This window comes from Shewanella sp. VB17, assembly GCF_013248905.1.
Taxonomy (GTDB): Bacteria; Pseudomonadota; Gammaproteobacteria; order Enterobacterales; family Shewanellaceae; genus Shewanella.
The window spans coordinates 2,417,523-2,435,406 of record NZ_JABRVS010000001.1 but is presented as its reverse complement, the minus strand read 5'-3'; the positions used below and the strand labels follow the sequence as shown (position 1 = coordinate 2,435,406).

General features: G+C 40.0%; 11 protein-coding genes. 4 read left to right on the top strand and 7 right to left on the bottom strand.

Annotated features, from left to right (window positions below):
• Positions 1-295 precede the first annotated feature (295 nt).
• Positions 296-706 (top strand): lactoylglutathione lyase, encoded by a 411-nt coding sequence (gloA, locus tag HQQ94_RS10430; RefSeq protein WP_173294364.1) that lies wholly within the window; start codon positions 296-298, stop codon positions 704-706.
• A gap of 73 nt (positions 707-779) precedes the next feature.
• Here the strand turns inward: gloA and HQQ94_RS10425 are convergent, their stop codons facing one another.
• The 5 genes from HQQ94_RS10425 to HQQ94_RS10405 form a co-directional block, all read right to left on the bottom strand.
• Positions 780-3,398 (bottom strand): TonB-dependent receptor, encoded by a 2,619-nt coding sequence (locus tag HQQ94_RS10425; RefSeq protein ID WP_173294363.1) that lies wholly within the window; start codon positions 3,396-3,398, stop codon positions 780-782.
• Positions 3,399-4,598: 1,200 nt separating this feature from the next.
• Positions 4,599-6,224, bottom strand: a complete 1,626-nt coding sequence (gene glpD, locus HQQ94_RS10420; RefSeq protein WP_254304041.1) for a glycerol-3-phosphate dehydrogenase — start codon at positions 6,222-6,224, stop codon at positions 4,599-4,601.
• 112 nt (positions 6,225-6,336) lie between these two features.
• A complete protein-coding gene (locus HQQ94_RS10415) occupies positions 6,337-7,047 on the bottom strand; it encodes an MIP/aquaporin family protein (protein ID WP_173294362.1) in 711 nt (236 codons plus the stop codon).
• A 100-nt stretch (positions 7,048-7,147) separates the two neighbouring features.
• Positions 7,148-8,650, bottom strand: a complete 1,503-nt coding sequence (gene glpK / locus HQQ94_RS10410) for a glycerol kinase GlpK (RefSeq protein ID WP_173294361.1) — start codon at positions 8,648-8,650, stop codon at positions 7,148-7,150.
• A 253-nt stretch (positions 8,651-8,903) separates the two neighbouring features.
• Positions 8,904-9,665 carry a DeoR family transcriptional regulator gene (locus HQQ94_RS10405; RefSeq protein WP_173294360.1) on the bottom strand — a complete coding sequence of 254 codons (762 nt, stop codon included), beginning with the start codon at positions 9,663-9,665 and terminating at the stop codon, positions 8,904-8,906.
• A gap of 252 nt (positions 9,666-9,917) precedes the next feature.
• On the opposite strand from HQQ94_RS10405, the gene HQQ94_RS10400 reads away from it, so the two are divergent.
• Positions 9,918-10,514, top strand: coding sequence for a CDP-alcohol phosphatidyltransferase family protein (locus HQQ94_RS10400; protein ID WP_173294359.1), 597 nt, complete (start codon positions 9,918-9,920; stop codon positions 10,512-10,514).
• Positions 10,515-10,629: 115 nt separating this feature from the next.
• Here the strand turns inward: HQQ94_RS10400 and HQQ94_RS10395 are convergent, their stop codons facing one another.
• Positions 10,630-11,292: a lysophospholipid acyltransferase family protein gene (locus HQQ94_RS10395; RefSeq protein ID WP_173294358.1), complete on the bottom strand. Its 663-nt coding sequence runs from the start codon at positions 11,290-11,292 to the stop codon at positions 10,630-10,632.
• Between the two features lie 2 nt (positions 11,293-11,294).
• A complete protein-coding gene (locus tag HQQ94_RS10390; protein WP_173294357.1) occupies positions 11,295-12,227 on the bottom strand; it encodes a phosphatidate cytidylyltransferase in 933 nt (310 codons plus the stop codon).
• A 428-nt stretch (positions 12,228-12,655) separates the two neighbouring features.
• Here HQQ94_RS10390 and HQQ94_RS10385 point away from each other — a divergent pair, with 428 nt between their 5' ends.
• Positions 12,656-14,656, top strand: a complete 2,001-nt coding sequence (locus HQQ94_RS10385) for a hypothetical protein (protein ID WP_173294356.1) — start codon at positions 12,656-12,658, stop codon at positions 14,654-14,656.
• Positions 14,657-15,478: 822 nt separating this feature from the next.
• On the top strand, positions 15,479-17,761 hold the full coding sequence (gene pflB / locus HQQ94_RS10380; protein ID WP_173294355.1) for a formate C-acetyltransferase: 2,283 nt from the start codon (positions 15,479-15,481) through the stop codon (positions 17,759-17,761).
• Positions 17,762-17,884: the final 123 nt, after the last annotated feature.

Here is a 17,884-nt window from a genome sequence, read left to right as displayed (position 1 = left end):
CACATAAAAAATGCCGCTAGGCGGCTTTTTTATTGCTATCGTCTTTAATATAAACATACAAAGAAAATAGAGAGAAACACGCCTATAATAAGCGTTGTTACGAGCGCCATTTTTAATTCAATGTCCATTGAATACTCCAAAAATTCGGTCTAGTTTATTATTGCCTCTTATCAATCACTTGCCAACTCCTGTCAGAAATATATGTGAAGCCACGCAAGATTAGCCTCATTCATGCTATATTCCAGTGTCATAAATTAACAACCGCCCAGCCCAATCATCAATCTAAGAGAACATTATGCCACAGCTGCTGCATACCATGATCCGCGTAACCAACCTTGAAGCCAGTATTGCATTTTACACTCATGTACTCGGCATGACCCTACTGCGCCGCTCTGAAAACAAGGAATATCGATACACCTTGGCATTTGTCGGTTTTGATAAGGAATCAACAGGCACTGCTGTCATTGAACTCACTTATAACTGGGATACTGATCACTATGAGCACGGTGATGCTTTTGGTCATTTGGCCATAGGTGAACAAGACATTTATGCTCGCTGTCAATCTATCGAGCAAGCTGGGGGGAAAATAGTCAGAGCGCCAGGTCCGGTGGCTGGTGGGAAAACTGAAATCGCTTTCATCGAAGATCCTGATGGCTATAAAATTGAATTAATTCAAATGCGTTCGGTTACTAAGGGACTGGACTAAGATTATTAAGTCTTTTCAATAAACAGTAAAAAAGCGCCATAAAGGCGCTTTTTTTTACTGTACAGGTATCATTTTAGAACGTCATGCTAACACCAGCATAATACTGACGGCCTATGGTGTCATACACTTCAGGGATGGTACCACCAGCAGTGCCGTTAGACACGGTTGATGGCTCTTCATCGGTTAGGTTTTTAACCCCAAGGCTCAACATTATCTCATCGTTGATATGATAAGTACCGGAAACATTGTGATAGAGAACAGCATCGACTTTTCCTACAACATCATACGGCTTATCATTTGCATCTGTGTCGGTATATTCATCATCCATTTCACCGATATAGCGATTAAAATACATCACACTCCAATCACCTCGTGCAGCCTTAATACTAAAGTTGTTACGCACTTGAGCATAAGCACCAAAGTTGCCATCGATAGTCCCTGTATAATCTTCACCATCCTGCTCGAAATTGAGCAAGTAGGTTGTGTCGTTGCTAATAGTCCAGTCTAAACCTAAGCCTTCAAAGCTGTACGCTAGGTTAAAATCAATCCCACTGGTGTCTTGAGAACCCACGTTTGTAAGCGAGCTGGTCAGATTGGTTAAATCGCCATCTTCACCGATGTTAAACTCATCACAAGCTGACTGAATACCTTTATTACACTCATTAAGCCCAGTTTGAGTGTTCTGGCGCGCAATGGCATTGTCAATTTTAATCCGCCACCAATCAAGGGTTAATGACATGCCATCAACATAGCTAGGTGAATAAACCAACCCCGCGGTATAAGACTCAGACTCTTCGGCTTGTAGATCATCATCTGAAGTATAATTAACTAATATTTGTGGATCTTGCTCTCTGCCCCAAGGATCAGTTAAATAATCATAAGAGCCGGTATCTCCGCCGTATAGCTCTGTCACACTCGGGGCGCGAAATCCGGTTGAGGCAACCGTTCTAAGCATCAAATCATCGGTGGCTTCATAGGTTAACCCGACTTTCCAGGTCGCCGCACTGCCAAAAGTGGAATATTCATCATAACGCAGGGCAAATTCACCGGTTAACTTGTCGGTGAAGGGCACACTAATTTCTTGATATACGGAAAAAACATCATAACTGCCTTCAGTTGGATCTTGTTGCGCTGCAGTACTTTCGCCGGCCACAACAAGAGGATCTGGGTTGTAATAACCACTTTCGTAACGGTATTCAACCCCAATAGCAAAGCCAACCGCACCCGCATCCAGCTCCATTAACTCGCCATTGAGACCCGCTGCAAATACATGTTGCTCATTGCCACCATCAGATTCTTCGGTATAACCCACACTGTCTAACAAGCCTTGATCTGTCACTGGCTCACCGCTAAACCAGGGACCTTGATCGGCATAAATAGCATTGGTCATTAAATTGGCATTGATGGCATTTTCAACTGAATCTGTGGCTTTGTTGTTACCGTAAGTATAAGACACATCCCAATTCATGCCGGTATTGACATCTAATGAACCTGCAAGACCTGCTGATATTCGATACGTATCTGTATCTTGACTGTAAATGCGCGGTCCAACGTCATTCATGCGTTTTCGATAATTCACTTGTCCATTTTCATCGGCAACAATACCCGCAGCAGCCATATCATTATCAATATCGACACACGTCGATTTATCTTGGCCCGCTTGACAGACATCTAACAATAAGTCGGCCGGTTGGGCGGCTAACTGCTGGTTAGATTGGCGCTTGGTGTAAAGGATATCACCAGTCAAAACGATATCAGAACCCAATTCTTGAGTCATATTGGCGAACAAGCTATAACGCTTACTTGGTGTTTGATAATAGCTATCTTGAGTAAAATCATAGCCTTGCTCTTGCGGCCCCCAAACTCCGTTATTATTATTTTTAACTTCTTGTTTTATATTACCTTTATCATCAAGTTCTGGATTACCATTTTCATCAAATTTATTCCCAACAATCCCACCTTGTGGAGTAAACGAACTGTTACCTGCATCTGTCCAATCCCTATCAGATTGGATGACGGCTTTGCGTTCTGAATAAGCCGCACCAAAGGTATAATTCCCCGTATCAGTATTAAACCCGTAAAGTGCACTGATATCACCATTTTCACCGTCACTCTTATCTGTCATGCCGCCAGTGACATCAAACTGGAAACCTTCAAAATCTTTCTTAGTGATAATGTTCACAACGCCGGCAATCGCATCTGAGCCATATACCGCAGAGGCGCCATCTTTTAATATTTCAACCCGAGCAATCATAGCAACGGGAATAGAGTTAAGATCCACTGAGCTGTCCGCACCAGCGCCAGAGTTCACCATACGCCGTCCATCGAGCAATACTAAAGTGCGCTCAGGTCCCATCCCACGCAGATCGACTTTCGCGATACCACCTGAGCCGTTGTTACTGCTTGCTCCCTCAGCAGCACCAGCCATTGATGTTTGCGCTTGTAATAACTCACCAACGGATGTGTAACCTTCAGATCTAATGGTTGCCGCATCAATCACTGTAACCGGTGATGCCGTTTCCATGTCGCTTCGTTGAATTCGTGATCCCGTCACTTCAATACGTTCCACATTATCTTCTGCGGCAACGACATGGGTTGAAACGGTCAATGCTGTGGTTGATACGGCGGCAATTAAACTTAGCTTAATCGCTGAGGTTAATTGACTAGGTGAATAGAGTGATTTTGTTAACATGTAAGCTGACTCCCTAATTATTGCGCTTTTCTATGTGTAAATATGTAATCGTGCAGCGCTTAGTCTGATAGTGAAGATTCACCAGAACACAGTCAATTCTCAACCTCATTAACCAATGATGCCAAAAGGTTGATTAAAACAATAAAAAAGGTAAGTAACTATGAGGGTAAATAAAAATAAAACTACCAACAACACAAAGACAGAGTTAAACACTAGTATTTATAGTTTTTACGACATTTAACACCAATCAGTTAGCAACAATACGGCAACCTACCAAAATATTGTAAGTGTGATACAGATCACAGAAATTACTTCGGAAATCATAAACACCCAAGTAACAACCAATCATTCAAAGCATATTTCAGTGGTATAATTGTATTATTTAGACACTATTCAGCAAATATTCAGCTAAATAATGAGTTGTTAGGGGGTATTTACAGATTATTTAACTAAATAACACAGAAACAAAATAATACAATAAAATATCAAATGTTAACTTTGACATCTAATGTAACAAAAAAACTGAAGAGTAAACAGTAAAGTACACCATCTGTACATTGTTAGAATCATGCTTAATCAGCACAAAATACCGCAAAAATGAAAGAGAGCCACTATTAACCATGACACCACAATGAAAAATAGGAATACCAATACGCTATAGCGACCTATTTAACCTGAGCTCGGGTGTAAGCAGCGCCGCTTAATATCGCTATTTTGGCCCCTATCTTTGTTGTGCTTTCTAGTCATAGCCAGCTATTACGTACGAAATCCCGCCTTGATATCGACAAAAATGTCGGCATTAAGCAAGTGGGTGGGTGAATAACAACAGATGGAGTTTAACTTGTTGATTTTAATTAAAAATAAGACATGTCTGACACTCGTTATCCCGAGTTCAGGTTATTTGGCTCTGTATTGGTGTATCTGAACCTGTAACATGGCCGATTCAAGTAAGATGGAGGGTCACAGACTGGATACAAGCTTACTCGTATAGAGGCATCGCTTTTCATTGGTAACTTAAGTGCTTTACTGCTAATCCAGTCATAAAGCTTAGTTTTTGGAGAGATATAACAATAGAAAATTATAAAATGGCATCCTATTGCGTTCAAAGCAGATCCTAGCACGCGACATGATATTACACTGTTTGACTGGCTCATCTTAGCCCAGCCATTCATGACGATAGCATCGCGGTAGGGTAAATATTTATATGGACACCTCCCCCGTCGTCAATGATGTAGACCAAGCAAGGTTATTTGTTAACGCTGCCGCTGAACTAAAGTGAACAGCGAGCCAGTCTTCTAACTTTGCAATATCACTGTCTTGGAGATGTAACTGCAATTTTGAACGGCGCCATATAATGTCTTGTGCTGTTTTTGCCCATTCAACATTGATTAAGTACATGACCTCTGCTTCAAAAAGAGTAGGGGCAATTTCTATCCCAAGCTGATCGAGTGACTTTGCTGAGCCAATAAGCTGATGTAGCCGAGTGCCATAAGACTTGGCATAGCGTACGATAATTGTTGCTGGGATCCAAGGGTATCTTTCTTGACATAGCTGAATAAAATGAGACATATCCATATTGGGTATATCTCCTCCCGGTAAACACTCACCTTCTGTCCAACGTCCTTGCTTGTTGCCTAAGTGAGGCGCGATCAAATCAATCGCTTCTTCAGCTAATTTGCGATAAGAGGTTAGTTTTCCTCCAAAAATTGACACCAAAGGTGCTGCATTATTTTCAAAGCAAAGCTCTAACGAATAATCACGAGTCACACTCGCCGCACTATTAGCCTCATCATTAAATAATGGTCGTACGCCAGACATGGTTGCAATCACATCACTCGGCATTATTTGTTGTTCAAAATAGCGATTACTCATCTGGCATAAATACTCTACTTCAGCATGGTCAATGGTCACTTCTCCTGGATCACCTTGGTATTCAACATCCGTGGTACCAATGAGAGTGAAATCATTTTCATAGGGTATGGCAAAAATAATACGCTTATCTGGGTTTTGAAAAATGTAAGCATAAGGATGATCGAAAAGTCGCTTAACAATAATATGGCTACCTTTAACTAGCCGCATCTTGTGCGCTGAGCCCGTTTGAGTAACCTGACCTAAAATGTTGTCCACCCATGGACCCGCGGCATTCACCACTCCCTTAGCGATAACGTCTTCTATTTCTCCGTCACTGTTTTTTAATGATACATGCCAATATTGGCCCTCTCGTCTTGCGGCAATCACTTCGGTTTGTGTCAATATGTGCGCACTGCGCTCTCTAGCATCAAGCGCATTTAATACCACAAGTCTTGCATCTTGTACCCAAGCATCTGAATAAGCAAAACCCTGCTTGAATCCTTTTTTTAACGGTTCACCAGTAAGATGTTGGCCCAATTTAATCGACTCACTTCCAGGCAGTATTTCCCGTTTGGCCAAGTGATCATAAAGAAATAATCCCGCTCGAATCAACCAAGTCGGTCGTTGTTCAGGCGCATGGGGCATAATGAAACGTAGAGGTCCAATGATATGTGGCGCAGAACGGAGTAATATTTCACGTTCTTTTAATGATTTACGCACAAGTGAAAATTCATAGTGCTCAAGATAACGTAATCCTCCATGAATTAATTTAGTGCTAGCCGATGAAGTATGCTGTGCTAAATCATCTTTTTCACACAATAAAACAGATAAACCACGGCCAGCAGCGTCACGCGCAATCCCCGCACCATTAATGCCACCACCAATCACTAACAGATCATAAATCATAAAATACTCTTGTTCGAATGAATGTTTCAACAGGCTAAATTTACGCCAGAAACGAACATTAAACAACATTTAATTTTCGAAAAGATTCGCTTTATTGTTATTTATATTTCAGTGCCGTGTATATCCATAAAAAAACCACAGCAAGCTGTGGTTTTTTACTTCACTATATTAAACCTGTTATTTACAATGCTAAGACAAGATGTAAACTTGCAGCTAATGCCCCACCAGTTAATGAGCCGACGACTGGGATCCAAGAATAAGACCAATCACTATCACGTTTGGCGGCAATGGGCAGTATAGAATGCATAATACGTGGTGCTAAATCACGTGCTGGATTCATTGCATAACCTGTCGTGCCACCCAATGACACACCAATACCAAGTACGACCAATCCGACAGGTAAGGCATCCATCGCCCCTAAAGACACCTGTGGCGACACCATATGTAAAATAGCAAATACCAATACAAACGTGGCAATGACTTCTGACGCTAAATTCCCCGACATACTGCGTATTGCAGGCCCTGTACAAAAAACAGCTAGTTTAGTATCACCACATTCAGTATCTTCAAAGTGTTTTCTATAAATAAACCACACTAGAAATGCCCCTACCATGCCCCCTGCCATTTGCGCACAAATGTAGCCAAAAACCCCACTCCAAGCAAACTTATTACACAAAGCCAATGCCAGTGTGACAGCTGGATTTAAATGTGCTCCGCTATACGCTGCAACACTAAATGCGGCAATAAATACCGCCATCGCCCAACCAAAAGCAATCACGATCAAACCACTGTTCTGGCCTTTCGTTTTATTTAAAAGTACATTGGCGACCACGCCATTCCCAAGTAACACTAATAGCGTGGTACCGATAAATTCAGCAAAAAGAGGAGTCATAATTATTCCATTAACCTATATTGTTGCAGACCAATTATTGATAATTGAGTTGCATTGCTTTAAAAAACCATGCTACTGAAACATCAACACTGAGTTCTTTTTATTTATCTTGATCAGCCCAAAAACAAGTTGCATCAACAGCACGCTGCCAACCTTTTATACGCTGTTCAATATCGCTCTTGCTCATACTATGGTCAAAACGTGTATCCAATTGCCACTGTCCTTGTACGTCATCAATATCATTCCAATAACCTACCGCTAACCCCGCAAAATAAGCAGCGCCCAATGCCGTTGTTTCGGTCACTTTTGGTCGGATAACACCAAGTTCTAAGATATCAGCTTGTAATTGCATTAATAAATTATTCACCGAGGCGCCACCATCGACACGTAATTCCGGCACACTAATACCAGAATCTGCTTCCATTGCGTTAAGTACATCACGTGTTTGATAGGCAATACTTTCTAATCCTGCACGGGCAATATGTGCAGCCGTAGTTCCTTGTGTCGCACCGAACATTGAGCCTCGCGCTTCTTGATTCCAATGTGGGGCACCTAACCCAGCAAAAGCAGGCACTAAATATAAACCATCACTGTCTTTGACACTTCCTGCCAATTGCATGACTTCTGCAGATGAGTTAATTAAGCCTATCCCATCACGTAGCCATTTCACCACAGCACCACCACTAAAAATACTTCCCTCGAGTGCATAATGGGTTTGCCCATTATATTGCCAAGCAATCGTCGTAATGAGATTATTATGCGATGCCACAGGTTGAGTGCCTGTATTCATCATCATAAAACACCCTGTCCCATATGTATTTTTTACCATGCCAGGCTGAGTACATTGCTGCCCAAACAAGGCGGCTTGTTGATCACCAGCAATCCCCGTAATTGGGATATGATCACCTAATAAAGGATCAACCACGACTCCATAATGCTCACTGGATGAACGTACTTCTGGTAACATACTTAATGGAATATCGAGTAATTCCAGTAGTTCATTATCCCAACTCAGTGTATGGATATTAAATAACATAGTACGTGAAGCATTAGTGACATCGGTGATATGCGATTGCCCCTTTGTCAAATTCCACACTAACCATGAATCTATTGTGCCAAACGCGAGTTTCCCAGCGTTTGCTCGCTCTCTTGCACCATCAATATTATCAAGAATCCATTTAACTTTACTGGCTGAAAAATAAGCATCGATAGGTAAACCCGTTTTATCACGGATCATTTGTTCAAGGCCATCATTTTTCAAGGTATCACAGAACGCTGCGGTACGACGATCTTGCCAGACAATTGCATTGTAAATAGGAAGACCTGTTTCTCTATCCCAAATAACCGTTGTTTCACGTTGATTTGTGATCCCCATTGCAGCGATTTGATTACTATTAAGTTGGGATTGGCTGAGTGCATCAATAGCAACGCTACGCTGGCTTTCCCAAATCTCCATGGGATCGTGTTCAACCCAACCTGCATGTGGGTAAATTTGACTAAATTCTTTTTGTGCTATTGAAATCATGTTACCAGCACGGTCAAAAATAATGGCGCGTGAACTTGTCGTTCCTTGATCTAAGGCCATGATAAATTTATCTTGCATTTCGTTACTCCAATAAACGAATTAAGGATGGGCACTTACGCTCTTGTTATATGTTGTTGTAATAAAGATAATAAGTGTGAGACCAGAGATTACATTACTTTTCTGAATAAAAGCGAACAATAAATGGTATTTAAGCAAACATAATTTTTCGGTTTAATACAAAAGTATGGCAACCTATCCGTACAAACAATACAGTTTCACCCATTATTGGCGTGTTTATAAGGACCTTAATTATGGCTGAAAGAGATAAGGATTAATGTGCGATATAAAGTTCAGTGCCACTTTCATTAAGTACACGTGCAATGTCAGCACTCACTGATTGATCAGTAAACAAGGCTTTAATTTGTGAAAGATGGCCAGATTGAACTAATGCCGGACGATTAAATTTTGAATGATCAGCCACAAGAAACACATGACGAGATTGTTCAATAATCGCTTCTGTAATTCTAACCTCTCTTAAATCAAAATCACGTAATGTGCCATCCATTTCAATACTAGATGTGCCTATAATGGCATAATCGACTCTGAATTTTTTAATAAACTCAATCGTAGCCTCACCTATAATGCCTTTATCTCGAGGACGCATTATCCCACCAGCGACAATCACTTCACAATCAGTGTAATCACACATCATAGAGGCGACATTAAGGTTATTGGTAATAATACGCAAACCAGTATGGTGCAGTAAGGCGCCAGCAACAGCCTCAGTGCTAGTCCCTAAACTAATAAATAAAGACGCTTGATTAGGGATCTGTAACGCAAGACACTCTGCGATACGTGTCTTTTCATTGGAAAGCATGACTTGTCGAGTATTATAAGCCACATTTTCCACACTAGAGAGTGTGCTGGCTCCACCATGCACTCTTTGTAACAAACTGGCATCTGCAAGTTGATTAATATCACGGCGAATAGTCTGTGGAGTCACATCAAAATACACGGCCAATTTTTCAACACTCGCATGACCATCACGCTTAACTCTAGTCAGTAGTGCTTGTTGACGTTGATTCAAAATCATAGAATGCCACAATATGAGTAAAAGTGATTAAATATTGCTTACAACGTCAAGCAACCTAATTATGGGTAATGACGCATAGCCTGCCTAAGCGCTTATCAATACACATGATGAGTTTACATTTTTAATGCCCGCGAGTCACTATCGCTCAATATTGGCCTTAACTTAGTAAGCAACGAGTCCATATCGTCCAACGAATACGACAATATCGTTACGAATCTGAACATGATAAGATATGAACAAAAAAGGTATCTTATGTTAACAATTTACGATCTTAAACCAAAATTTCAAAACGTTCTTAGGCCTATCGTGGTGAAACTTGCAGATAAAGGGATCAGCGCAAATCAAGTGACTTGGTTTGCCGTGCTACTGTCCGCATCCTGTGGTGCGCTTATTTATATCAGCAAAGAGGCTGTAATATCATTACTTTTATTGCCAATCATCCTTTTGTTAAGAATGGGATTAAATGCCATTGATGGGATGTTAGCCCGTGAGCATAATATGCAAACAAAAAAAGGAGCAATGCTAAATGAAATGACCGATGTCATCTCTGATACTGTCATGTACTTACCTCTTGCATTCTGTTCTATTGTTTCACCTGTTTTACTCGTTGCTTTTGTTATTGTTGGCATATTTACCGAAATGGCGGGAGTCGTTGCACAAACAATTAACCATGACCGCCGATACGATGGGCCAATGGGTAAAAGTGATCGTGCTTTTACAATGGGCTTATTCGCTATTTTATTAGCATGTGAACTGTTATCTGAAACTTGGGTTTCTGTTTATTTAACGGTGGCGGGACTCTTAGGTTTAGTGACCTTGTATAAACGCATGCATCATGGAACGAAATAATCTATCTAGACGCGTTATTAATATACCCAAATGACCTCAAAATGCAGGGACTTTGAAACGAGCATCTTTAAAGTGGCTTGGATATAGATCCACGTTAGGCCAATAACTCCCTTTGTTATTGGCCTTCGTCTACATCTTGATAAAAATGAGTAATACACTGTTTCGACAACGTACTAAAAGCACGATTAAGTTGCTCAATAAATGTCGATGCCTGTTTGGTGACTGTGATACTTTCACCGATAATAACATCACAATTAAAGGGTACCAAAAGTGCTTCTCCCTTTGGCAGAGATCGACCTAGCCCTTGTAACATCACTGGCGTGACCTTGGTATCATTACGCTCATTGAGCAAAAAAAAGACCCCATTTTTTAGCTTACTCATTTGCTCTGGTTTACCACGACTCCCTTCTGGAAATAAAATTAAAATATCACCATTATCTAGCGCCTTATGACACTCTGAAAATAAGGCTTCACGTTCAGTGATCCCACTCCTGTCCATAGGCACGATATCAATACATTTTAATGCTAGCCATGCGAGCAAACCACCTTGACCTAAAAAATAATCAACGGCAGCAACAGGCCGTACTCGGTGTATCATTGATAAAGGGTATAAACTCATTAATACGATGGTATCTAAATGACTATTATGATTAGCAACAATCACAGCAGGACCTTTTTTCGGTAATTTATCATGACCACGAAGATTCAGACCTAAGACAACAAATACGATAGGCTTAATGATTAATCCAAAAAAAAGTATTTTAAACAATCTATCCATAGTTAATAGCTTACGTAATAGAGATAATGAAAAAATAAGGGTGCAGTATAAGTTAAACTGTCCAATCGGTCTAAAATTCCACCATGACCAGGGATTAGATGTCCACTATCTTTAATGTGTAAATCACGTTTTACTGAAGAAATGACCACATCACCAATAAAACCACTGACACTCATTAGCATTCCAGCCATAAGACCTTGGTTAAACGTCAATGGTGTGAGCATTGGAGCAATGAAGCCTGAACAGAAAGTAATGGTGACGACACCACCAATAAAACCTTCCCACGTTTTATTTGGGCTGACTTTAGGAATTATTTTGTGTTTACCCAGTATTTTACCCCATACATACTGGCAAACATCATTAAACTCCGTCATAAATAATAAAAATAATACAGGGCCAATAATACCGGCTTGATTGTTTTTTTCTGGTAATACTAATAAGTAAGCAATATGGCTAATACTGTAAACTGTTAACATTGTTCCCCAATGAACAATACCTGCAGAACGAATAAAACCTTTCATATCACCAATAAGTACCATCCGCATTGGTAAAAATAAAAAAACATACACTGGAATGAAAATAATAAACATGCCATACCAGCCTATTGCTACCCAATAATACTGAAATGGAATAGATAAATATGCCCAAAATATGACTCTACGATCAGTCAGACGCATAGGTACTATAGACAGAAATTCTTTTAATGCTAAAAAACTTAAAAAAGCAAAAAATACCATAGATAAGGTATTGCCACTGAGCAACACAGCAAATAGGATGCCTATCATCACCCACCAAGATCGAATACGTTGATGTAGCTCTGTGTAATTTTTATCTGGAGACTTTACTTGAATAGTATAACAAGTAATGGATGCTACCACTAATAATATGATGACCATCACCATCATATAAAATACATTGTCTGCGACACTCAACATCGTAACTTCACCTTGCAAATGATTAAAATTTCAGTGATTGAAAAATGTGTTTTCTTACATTAAGCACTGATAAAAATACCCTTATATTATCGCTAACAATATACCATGAAAAATATCTATAACTAAATGAGATAATAGTACTAAGTGTCTATTTTTATGTCACAACCATTACGATAACAAAAAAACTTTTTGTGGCGAAAAAATCATCAACCCCAATGCCACATGACGTAATTAAATCTAATGCGGAATTGTTTATATACCTCTCGACATTAAACAATGAAAAAGTGTAACCTGAAATACAAATGCCTTTAACTAGGTTTAATAATGTTTTTAAAACAACAAAATTAATAAAAACAACACCATCTATAATCAACAATAATCTATACCACTTGCATGATTAAAATAAGTTACCATCAGGAATATATGCCATGGAACAACAAAAAGTATCATTTATCATTCTTTTTTTATTTTTTATCTTTAGCTTTAGCTCATACGCTAATAACGAAAAAACAGGTCACTTACACCATTACAATACTAAAAAAAATCTGGATGAATGGGTTAGTTTTGAGGGGAATGATACCGCATTGTCGGCCGTTGATGCTTTAAATGTAAGTAATAAGAAGCATGGGGAGCTACAAACAAACTCTCTCTTGATTGATTGGCTCAAGCATAACATCGATGGGCCATATCCATCAGAATCACATACTGAAATGGCCATTATTAACGAAGCTTCAGTACTGTTTTTAACATCAATATCAACGGGATTACCCCATCATGAATTATTTGATATAGAAGGTGTTAGGCAACTCTTTTTTCAAAGCTTACGCTTTGAACTTGAACTACTCCCCCTATCTACTAATATTGAAGAATCTTATCTTGATCGCTACTATAAATATAATGTGCTTAAATTGGCAGTGTATTCTGTCGCGCTTGATATTGCTTTAAAAATGAATGGCGAACAAGCGTTAATCAGAACACTCTCTGACATTTCTAATAGCCGTCAACACCCATCAATTAGACAATGGTTGATCGCCGAATTTACCAATAATCAAACCCTCATTGAATCCTTTTTGTTAAAACAGCTTCAACTTTCAGCTAGCGTCTGGCATCCAGCATATGATGAGTTCAGTCAGGCGCTCTACAGATCGCACCCTTATGCAAGAGTCGCTGCTTATGCCCAAGAACGGCTAATACACCAATGGCCTTATATGACGCTTTCAAAGCAAGCTGTAATGTCAAACTGGTATACCCAACTTCAACCTTTACCTAATCATAAATACGGATATTCAATCGTTGGTGAAGCTATTTCAAATTATGCGAGAGAAGAAGTACAAACACCACACCACAGTCGATGGTCATCTGTATCTTTTGTTGCCATCAGTATCGGTTTATTAATCATACCTGAATTAGCCATACCCGAAATAGTGGGTGAATTGGCCTTAGGCGAATTAGCGCAAGAACTCATATTCGCACGCTCTATGTTTCGGGGAGGGACTGTAGCTGATGCGCTATACACACAAAGAGCTGCTGAATTAGCAGCTGCGGAGTCAGCGACCATCGAGACACCGATGACGTTACAAAAAGCGCTTCAAAATAGTGAGCTTCTGGATCAAGATCTACTTGGAGAAGAAATTGGCCCACGTTTGTTTCATTATTTAGGAACTGATGCCGTCGAAGGTATCGACTACGTAGCACAGGTTAATCAAAAATTGAGGCGTATTCGCCGATTTCCTTCTACTGAAAAATATGCGCTTTTTGAAGAACTCGGTTCTTTTGGCCAGTATCCCATTATTCAAGCAGAAGAAGCATCCTGGGTCGTTAAACAGTTATCCGAAAGTGGTAATAACTGGGTTAACTCTGGCGAATTTCGCCATGTACTATTATTGGGAAAAGGCAAACCTGAATCCTTATTCACTCATTACGCCAATAATGTAAAAAGCCGTTACCAGATCCCTGCGAGTCATTTATATAGCGATGGGTATATTACATCACGTCGATTGGAGAATATTTTCCCAAAAATGAACAATAACCAACTTGCAGATCTCACCTTTGATGACCGCTTAGACATTGTTGCACATGGTAACCCATATGGTCCTGTCAGTATTGGTAATATTGACATAGAAACGTCAATTTCTCCTCGTGGTTTGGTTGAACAACTCAAGGCACAAGGATTAAGGCAAGTCGGAGTATTGAAACTCCAATCGTGTAATGTAGGAGGAGGATTTTATTTACCCGCACTCTCATCTGAATTACAGCGAGCAGGTATAGACGTCGGCTTTATCTCTGCTCCTAAAGGTTATCTCGTCCAACTTCCCGGTTTACCCAGAGCCGTTTTCGATCCTTTTCCAACATTTAGCTCAGATCGCTATGAGATAATATCAACTGGACTTCACCAAGGTTTTTCAGGAACCAGATACATTAACCATTAATAGACACAAAAATAAAAACAGCAAAATTGTTATTCACTTTGCTGTTTTCACACATCCGCTCGACCAATGTTTGAGTTAAATAGCGACATTTACTTTAGCAAAAATCAAGATCATAACGGATTGTCATCACATCAATTTCTGTCACTGTCACCGAAACAGCAACTGACGGTGTCATAGTCTGGAAATGGCTCTTATATCCACATAAAAACATGATCTACAAGTAACGCAATATACGTGCCGAACAATCATTTTTTACACCATAGTGATTGTAAATTGCTACGTAGATCGCAAATAATTCACCTCATAGATAAAATGAGAAGCATACTTAATGCTGCATCAGTATTGCTATGCTAAAATAAAATGGTAAATTGGTATTACCATTTTATTTTAGCGTAATAAGAGCCAGAAAATGAAAAAAAAGTTAACATTAGTGTCATATAATAAATGTTAAATGATAGTTTTTATGCATTAAAATGCCGAATATATAGGTTTATAATATAAAACCGCATAAAAACAACCATTTTAGAATAAACAGTTCAAGCACAAAGGTAGTAAAGGTGCAGTTTATCTTTATTTATGCTAAAATGACTAAGGGTGTAATTGGTCTTACCAATTTAACAGTTCCGATATGTCTTGTGTCGCATCAAGTGTCTATAGCAACAAAACACTCAGAACACAAACCACTCGGAAATGAGTTCCCTGCACTTAAGCAACACAGTGAGGAAGCTTTAAGACTTAGCTATTGGTATATCGATGTCATTACGTTTTACTACTGACATCAATAACCAATAACACGTATCTCAACTAAAAGGTATTTGTACTATGATCGAAAAAACTAAGCCATTTGCTAATGCGTGGAAAGACTTTGTTTATGGCCAATGGGAAAATGAAGTCAATATTCGTGACTTTATTCAAACTAATTATACCCCTTATGACGGTGATGAGTCTTTTTTAACACCAGCCACTCTTGCCACCACTCAACTTTGGGACAAGGTCATGGTTGGAGTAAAGCAAGAAAATACGACTCATGCCCCTGTAGATTTCGACACCGAAACAGTATCGACCATTACTTCACATCAAGCTGGCTACATAGAGCAAAGTCTTGAGACCATTGTTGGCCTGCAAACTGAAGCACCACTTAAACGCGCAATGTTGCCCAATGGCGGAATTCGCATGGTTGAAAGCTCGTGTAAAGCTTACAACCGACAGCTCAGCCCTAAAATTAAATATCTATATTCAGAACTGCGTAAAACCCACAATCAAGGTGTTTTCGATATTTACACACCTGAAATCATGGGTTGCCGTAAATCCGGTATTTTAACTGGCTTGCCTGATGCTTACGGCCGTGGTCGGATCATTGGTGATTATCGCCGTATCGCCCTTTACGGAATAGATTATTTAATCGATGATAAATTAGCTCAGTTTACTTCACTGCAACCAGACTTAGAAACAGGTAAAGATTTATCTTACACAATGCAACTTCGTGAAGAAATTGCTGAGCAACATCGAGCGCTAGGCCAAATGAAGGTCATGGCGACAAGCTATGGTTTTGACATTTCTCTACCTGCAACTAATGCACAAGAAGCCATTCAGTGGACTTACTTCGGTTATCTCGCAGCAGTTAAGAGCCAAAATGGCGCGGCCATGTCACTTGGGCGTACATCGAGCTTTTTGGACATCTATATCGAACGAGACATTAAAAATGGGGTGTTAACAGAACAACAAGCCCAGGAAATGGTTGATCATTTCGTCATGAAGCTGCGAATGGTTCGTTTTTTACGCACTCCTGAATACGATGAGCTATTCTCTGGTGATCCTATCTGGGCAACTGAATCTATTGCGGGAATGGGACTCGATGGCCGTACTTTAGTCACTAAATCTAGCTTTCGATTTTTACACACACTGTATAACATGGGGCCTAGTCCAGAGCCGAACATTACCGTATTATGGTCTGAAAAATTACCATTAACGTTTAAAAAATACTGTGCGAAAGTGTCTATCGACACTAGCTCAATTCAATATGAAAACGATGATTTAATGCGTCCTGACTTTAGCTCTGATGACTATGCGATTGCATGCTGTGTGAGTCCTATGGTTGTCGGCAAACATATGCAATTTTTCGGTGCTCGTGCAAATTTAGCAAAAACGATGCTTTATGCCATCAATGGCGGTGTCGATGAAAAGCTTAAAATTCAAATAGGCCCTAAATCTACAGCAATTACCTCTGAAGTATTAGATTTTGACGATGTCATGACTCGCTTAGACAGTATGATGGATTGGTTAGCGATACAATATGTGACCGCATTGAATGCTATTCACTTCATGCACGATAAATATTCTTATGAAGCCGCCCTTATGGCACTCCATGATCGTGATGTACGTCGTACAATGGCCTGTGGTATTGCAGGTCTATCTATCGCGGCTGATTCACTTTCTGCCATCAAATTTGCACAAGTAAAACCCATACGTGATGAACATGGCATTGCTGTCGATTTCGACATCCAAGGTGACTATCCTAAATTTGGTAACAACGATGCACGCGTTGATGATTTAGCTATTGAGCTTGTAGAACGTTTTATGGCTAAAATACGCGATATGAAAATGTACCGTAATGCGATACCAACTCAGTCTATTTTAACCATTACATCTAATGTCGTGTATGGTAAGAAAACAGGCACAACACCAGATGGGCGTCCAGCAGGCGCACCCTTTGCTCCGGGTGCAAACCCCATGCATGGACGTGATGAAAATGGCGCCATTGCATCACTTACTTCTGTTGCTAAGCTTCCCTTTGCTCACGCCCAAGACGGCATCTCTTATACTTTTTCTATTGTGCCAAAGGCACTTGGTAAAGATGAAGATGGTCGACGTGCAAACTTAGCAGCACTGATGGACGGTTATTTCGCACATAACGAAAACCGCGAAGGCGGTCAACATTTAAACATCAATGTGATGAATCGTGAAATGCTTGAAGATGCTGTAGTGAATCCAGATAAATATCCTCAGCTCACTATTCGTGTATCTGGTTATGCCGTTCGTTTCAACGCACTGACTCCAGAACAGCAGCAAGATGTTATCACTCGTACCTTTACTACCAGTATGTAAACGTCACTCATTTTGAACGATAAAGGCAAATAAAAAGCTAACACTACACGATACGCAGAGTGTATAGCCAATACCCAAACAGTGATCGCGGCAAATACTGCATCATTTCACTGTTTGGGTATA

Excerpts from the sequence above, each read along its gene's own strand:
- gloA (WP_173294364.1), top strand. The coding sequence starts at position 296 with ATGCCACAGCTGCTGCATACCATGATCCGCGTAACCAACCTTGAAGCC.
- HQQ94_RS10425 (WP_173294363.1), bottom strand. The coding sequence starts at position 3,398 with ATGTTAACAAAATCACTCTATTCACCTAGTCAATTAACCTCAGCGATT.
- glpD (WP_254304041.1), bottom strand. The coding sequence starts at position 6,224 with ATGTTGTTTAATGTTCGTTTCTGGCGTAAATTTAGCCTGTTGAAACAT.
- HQQ94_RS10415 (WP_173294362.1), bottom strand. The coding sequence starts at position 7,047 with ATGACTCCTCTTTTTGCTGAATTTATCGGTACCACGCTATTAGTGTTA.
- glpK (WP_173294361.1), bottom strand. The coding sequence starts at position 8,650 with ATGCAAGATAAATTTATCATGGCCTTAGATCAAGGAACGACAAGTTCA.
- HQQ94_RS10405 (WP_173294360.1), bottom strand. The coding sequence starts at position 9,665 with ATGATTTTGAATCAACGTCAACAAGCACTACTGACTAGAGTTAAGCGT.
- HQQ94_RS10400 (WP_173294359.1), top strand. The coding sequence starts at position 9,918 with ATGTTAACAATTTACGATCTTAAACCAAAATTTCAAAACGTTCTTAGG.
- HQQ94_RS10395 (WP_173294358.1), bottom strand. The coding sequence starts at position 11,292 with ATGGATAGATTGTTTAAAATACTTTTTTTTGGATTAATCATTAAGCCT.
- HQQ94_RS10390 (WP_173294357.1), bottom strand. The coding sequence starts at position 12,227 with ATGTTGAGTGTCGCAGACAATGTATTTTATATGATGGTGATGGTCATC.
- HQQ94_RS10385 (WP_173294356.1), top strand. The coding sequence starts at position 12,656 with ATGGAACAACAAAAAGTATCATTTATCATTCTTTTTTTATTTTTTATC.
- pflB (WP_173294355.1), top strand. The coding sequence starts at position 15,479 with ATGATCGAAAAAACTAAGCCATTTGCTAATGCGTGGAAAGACTTTGTT.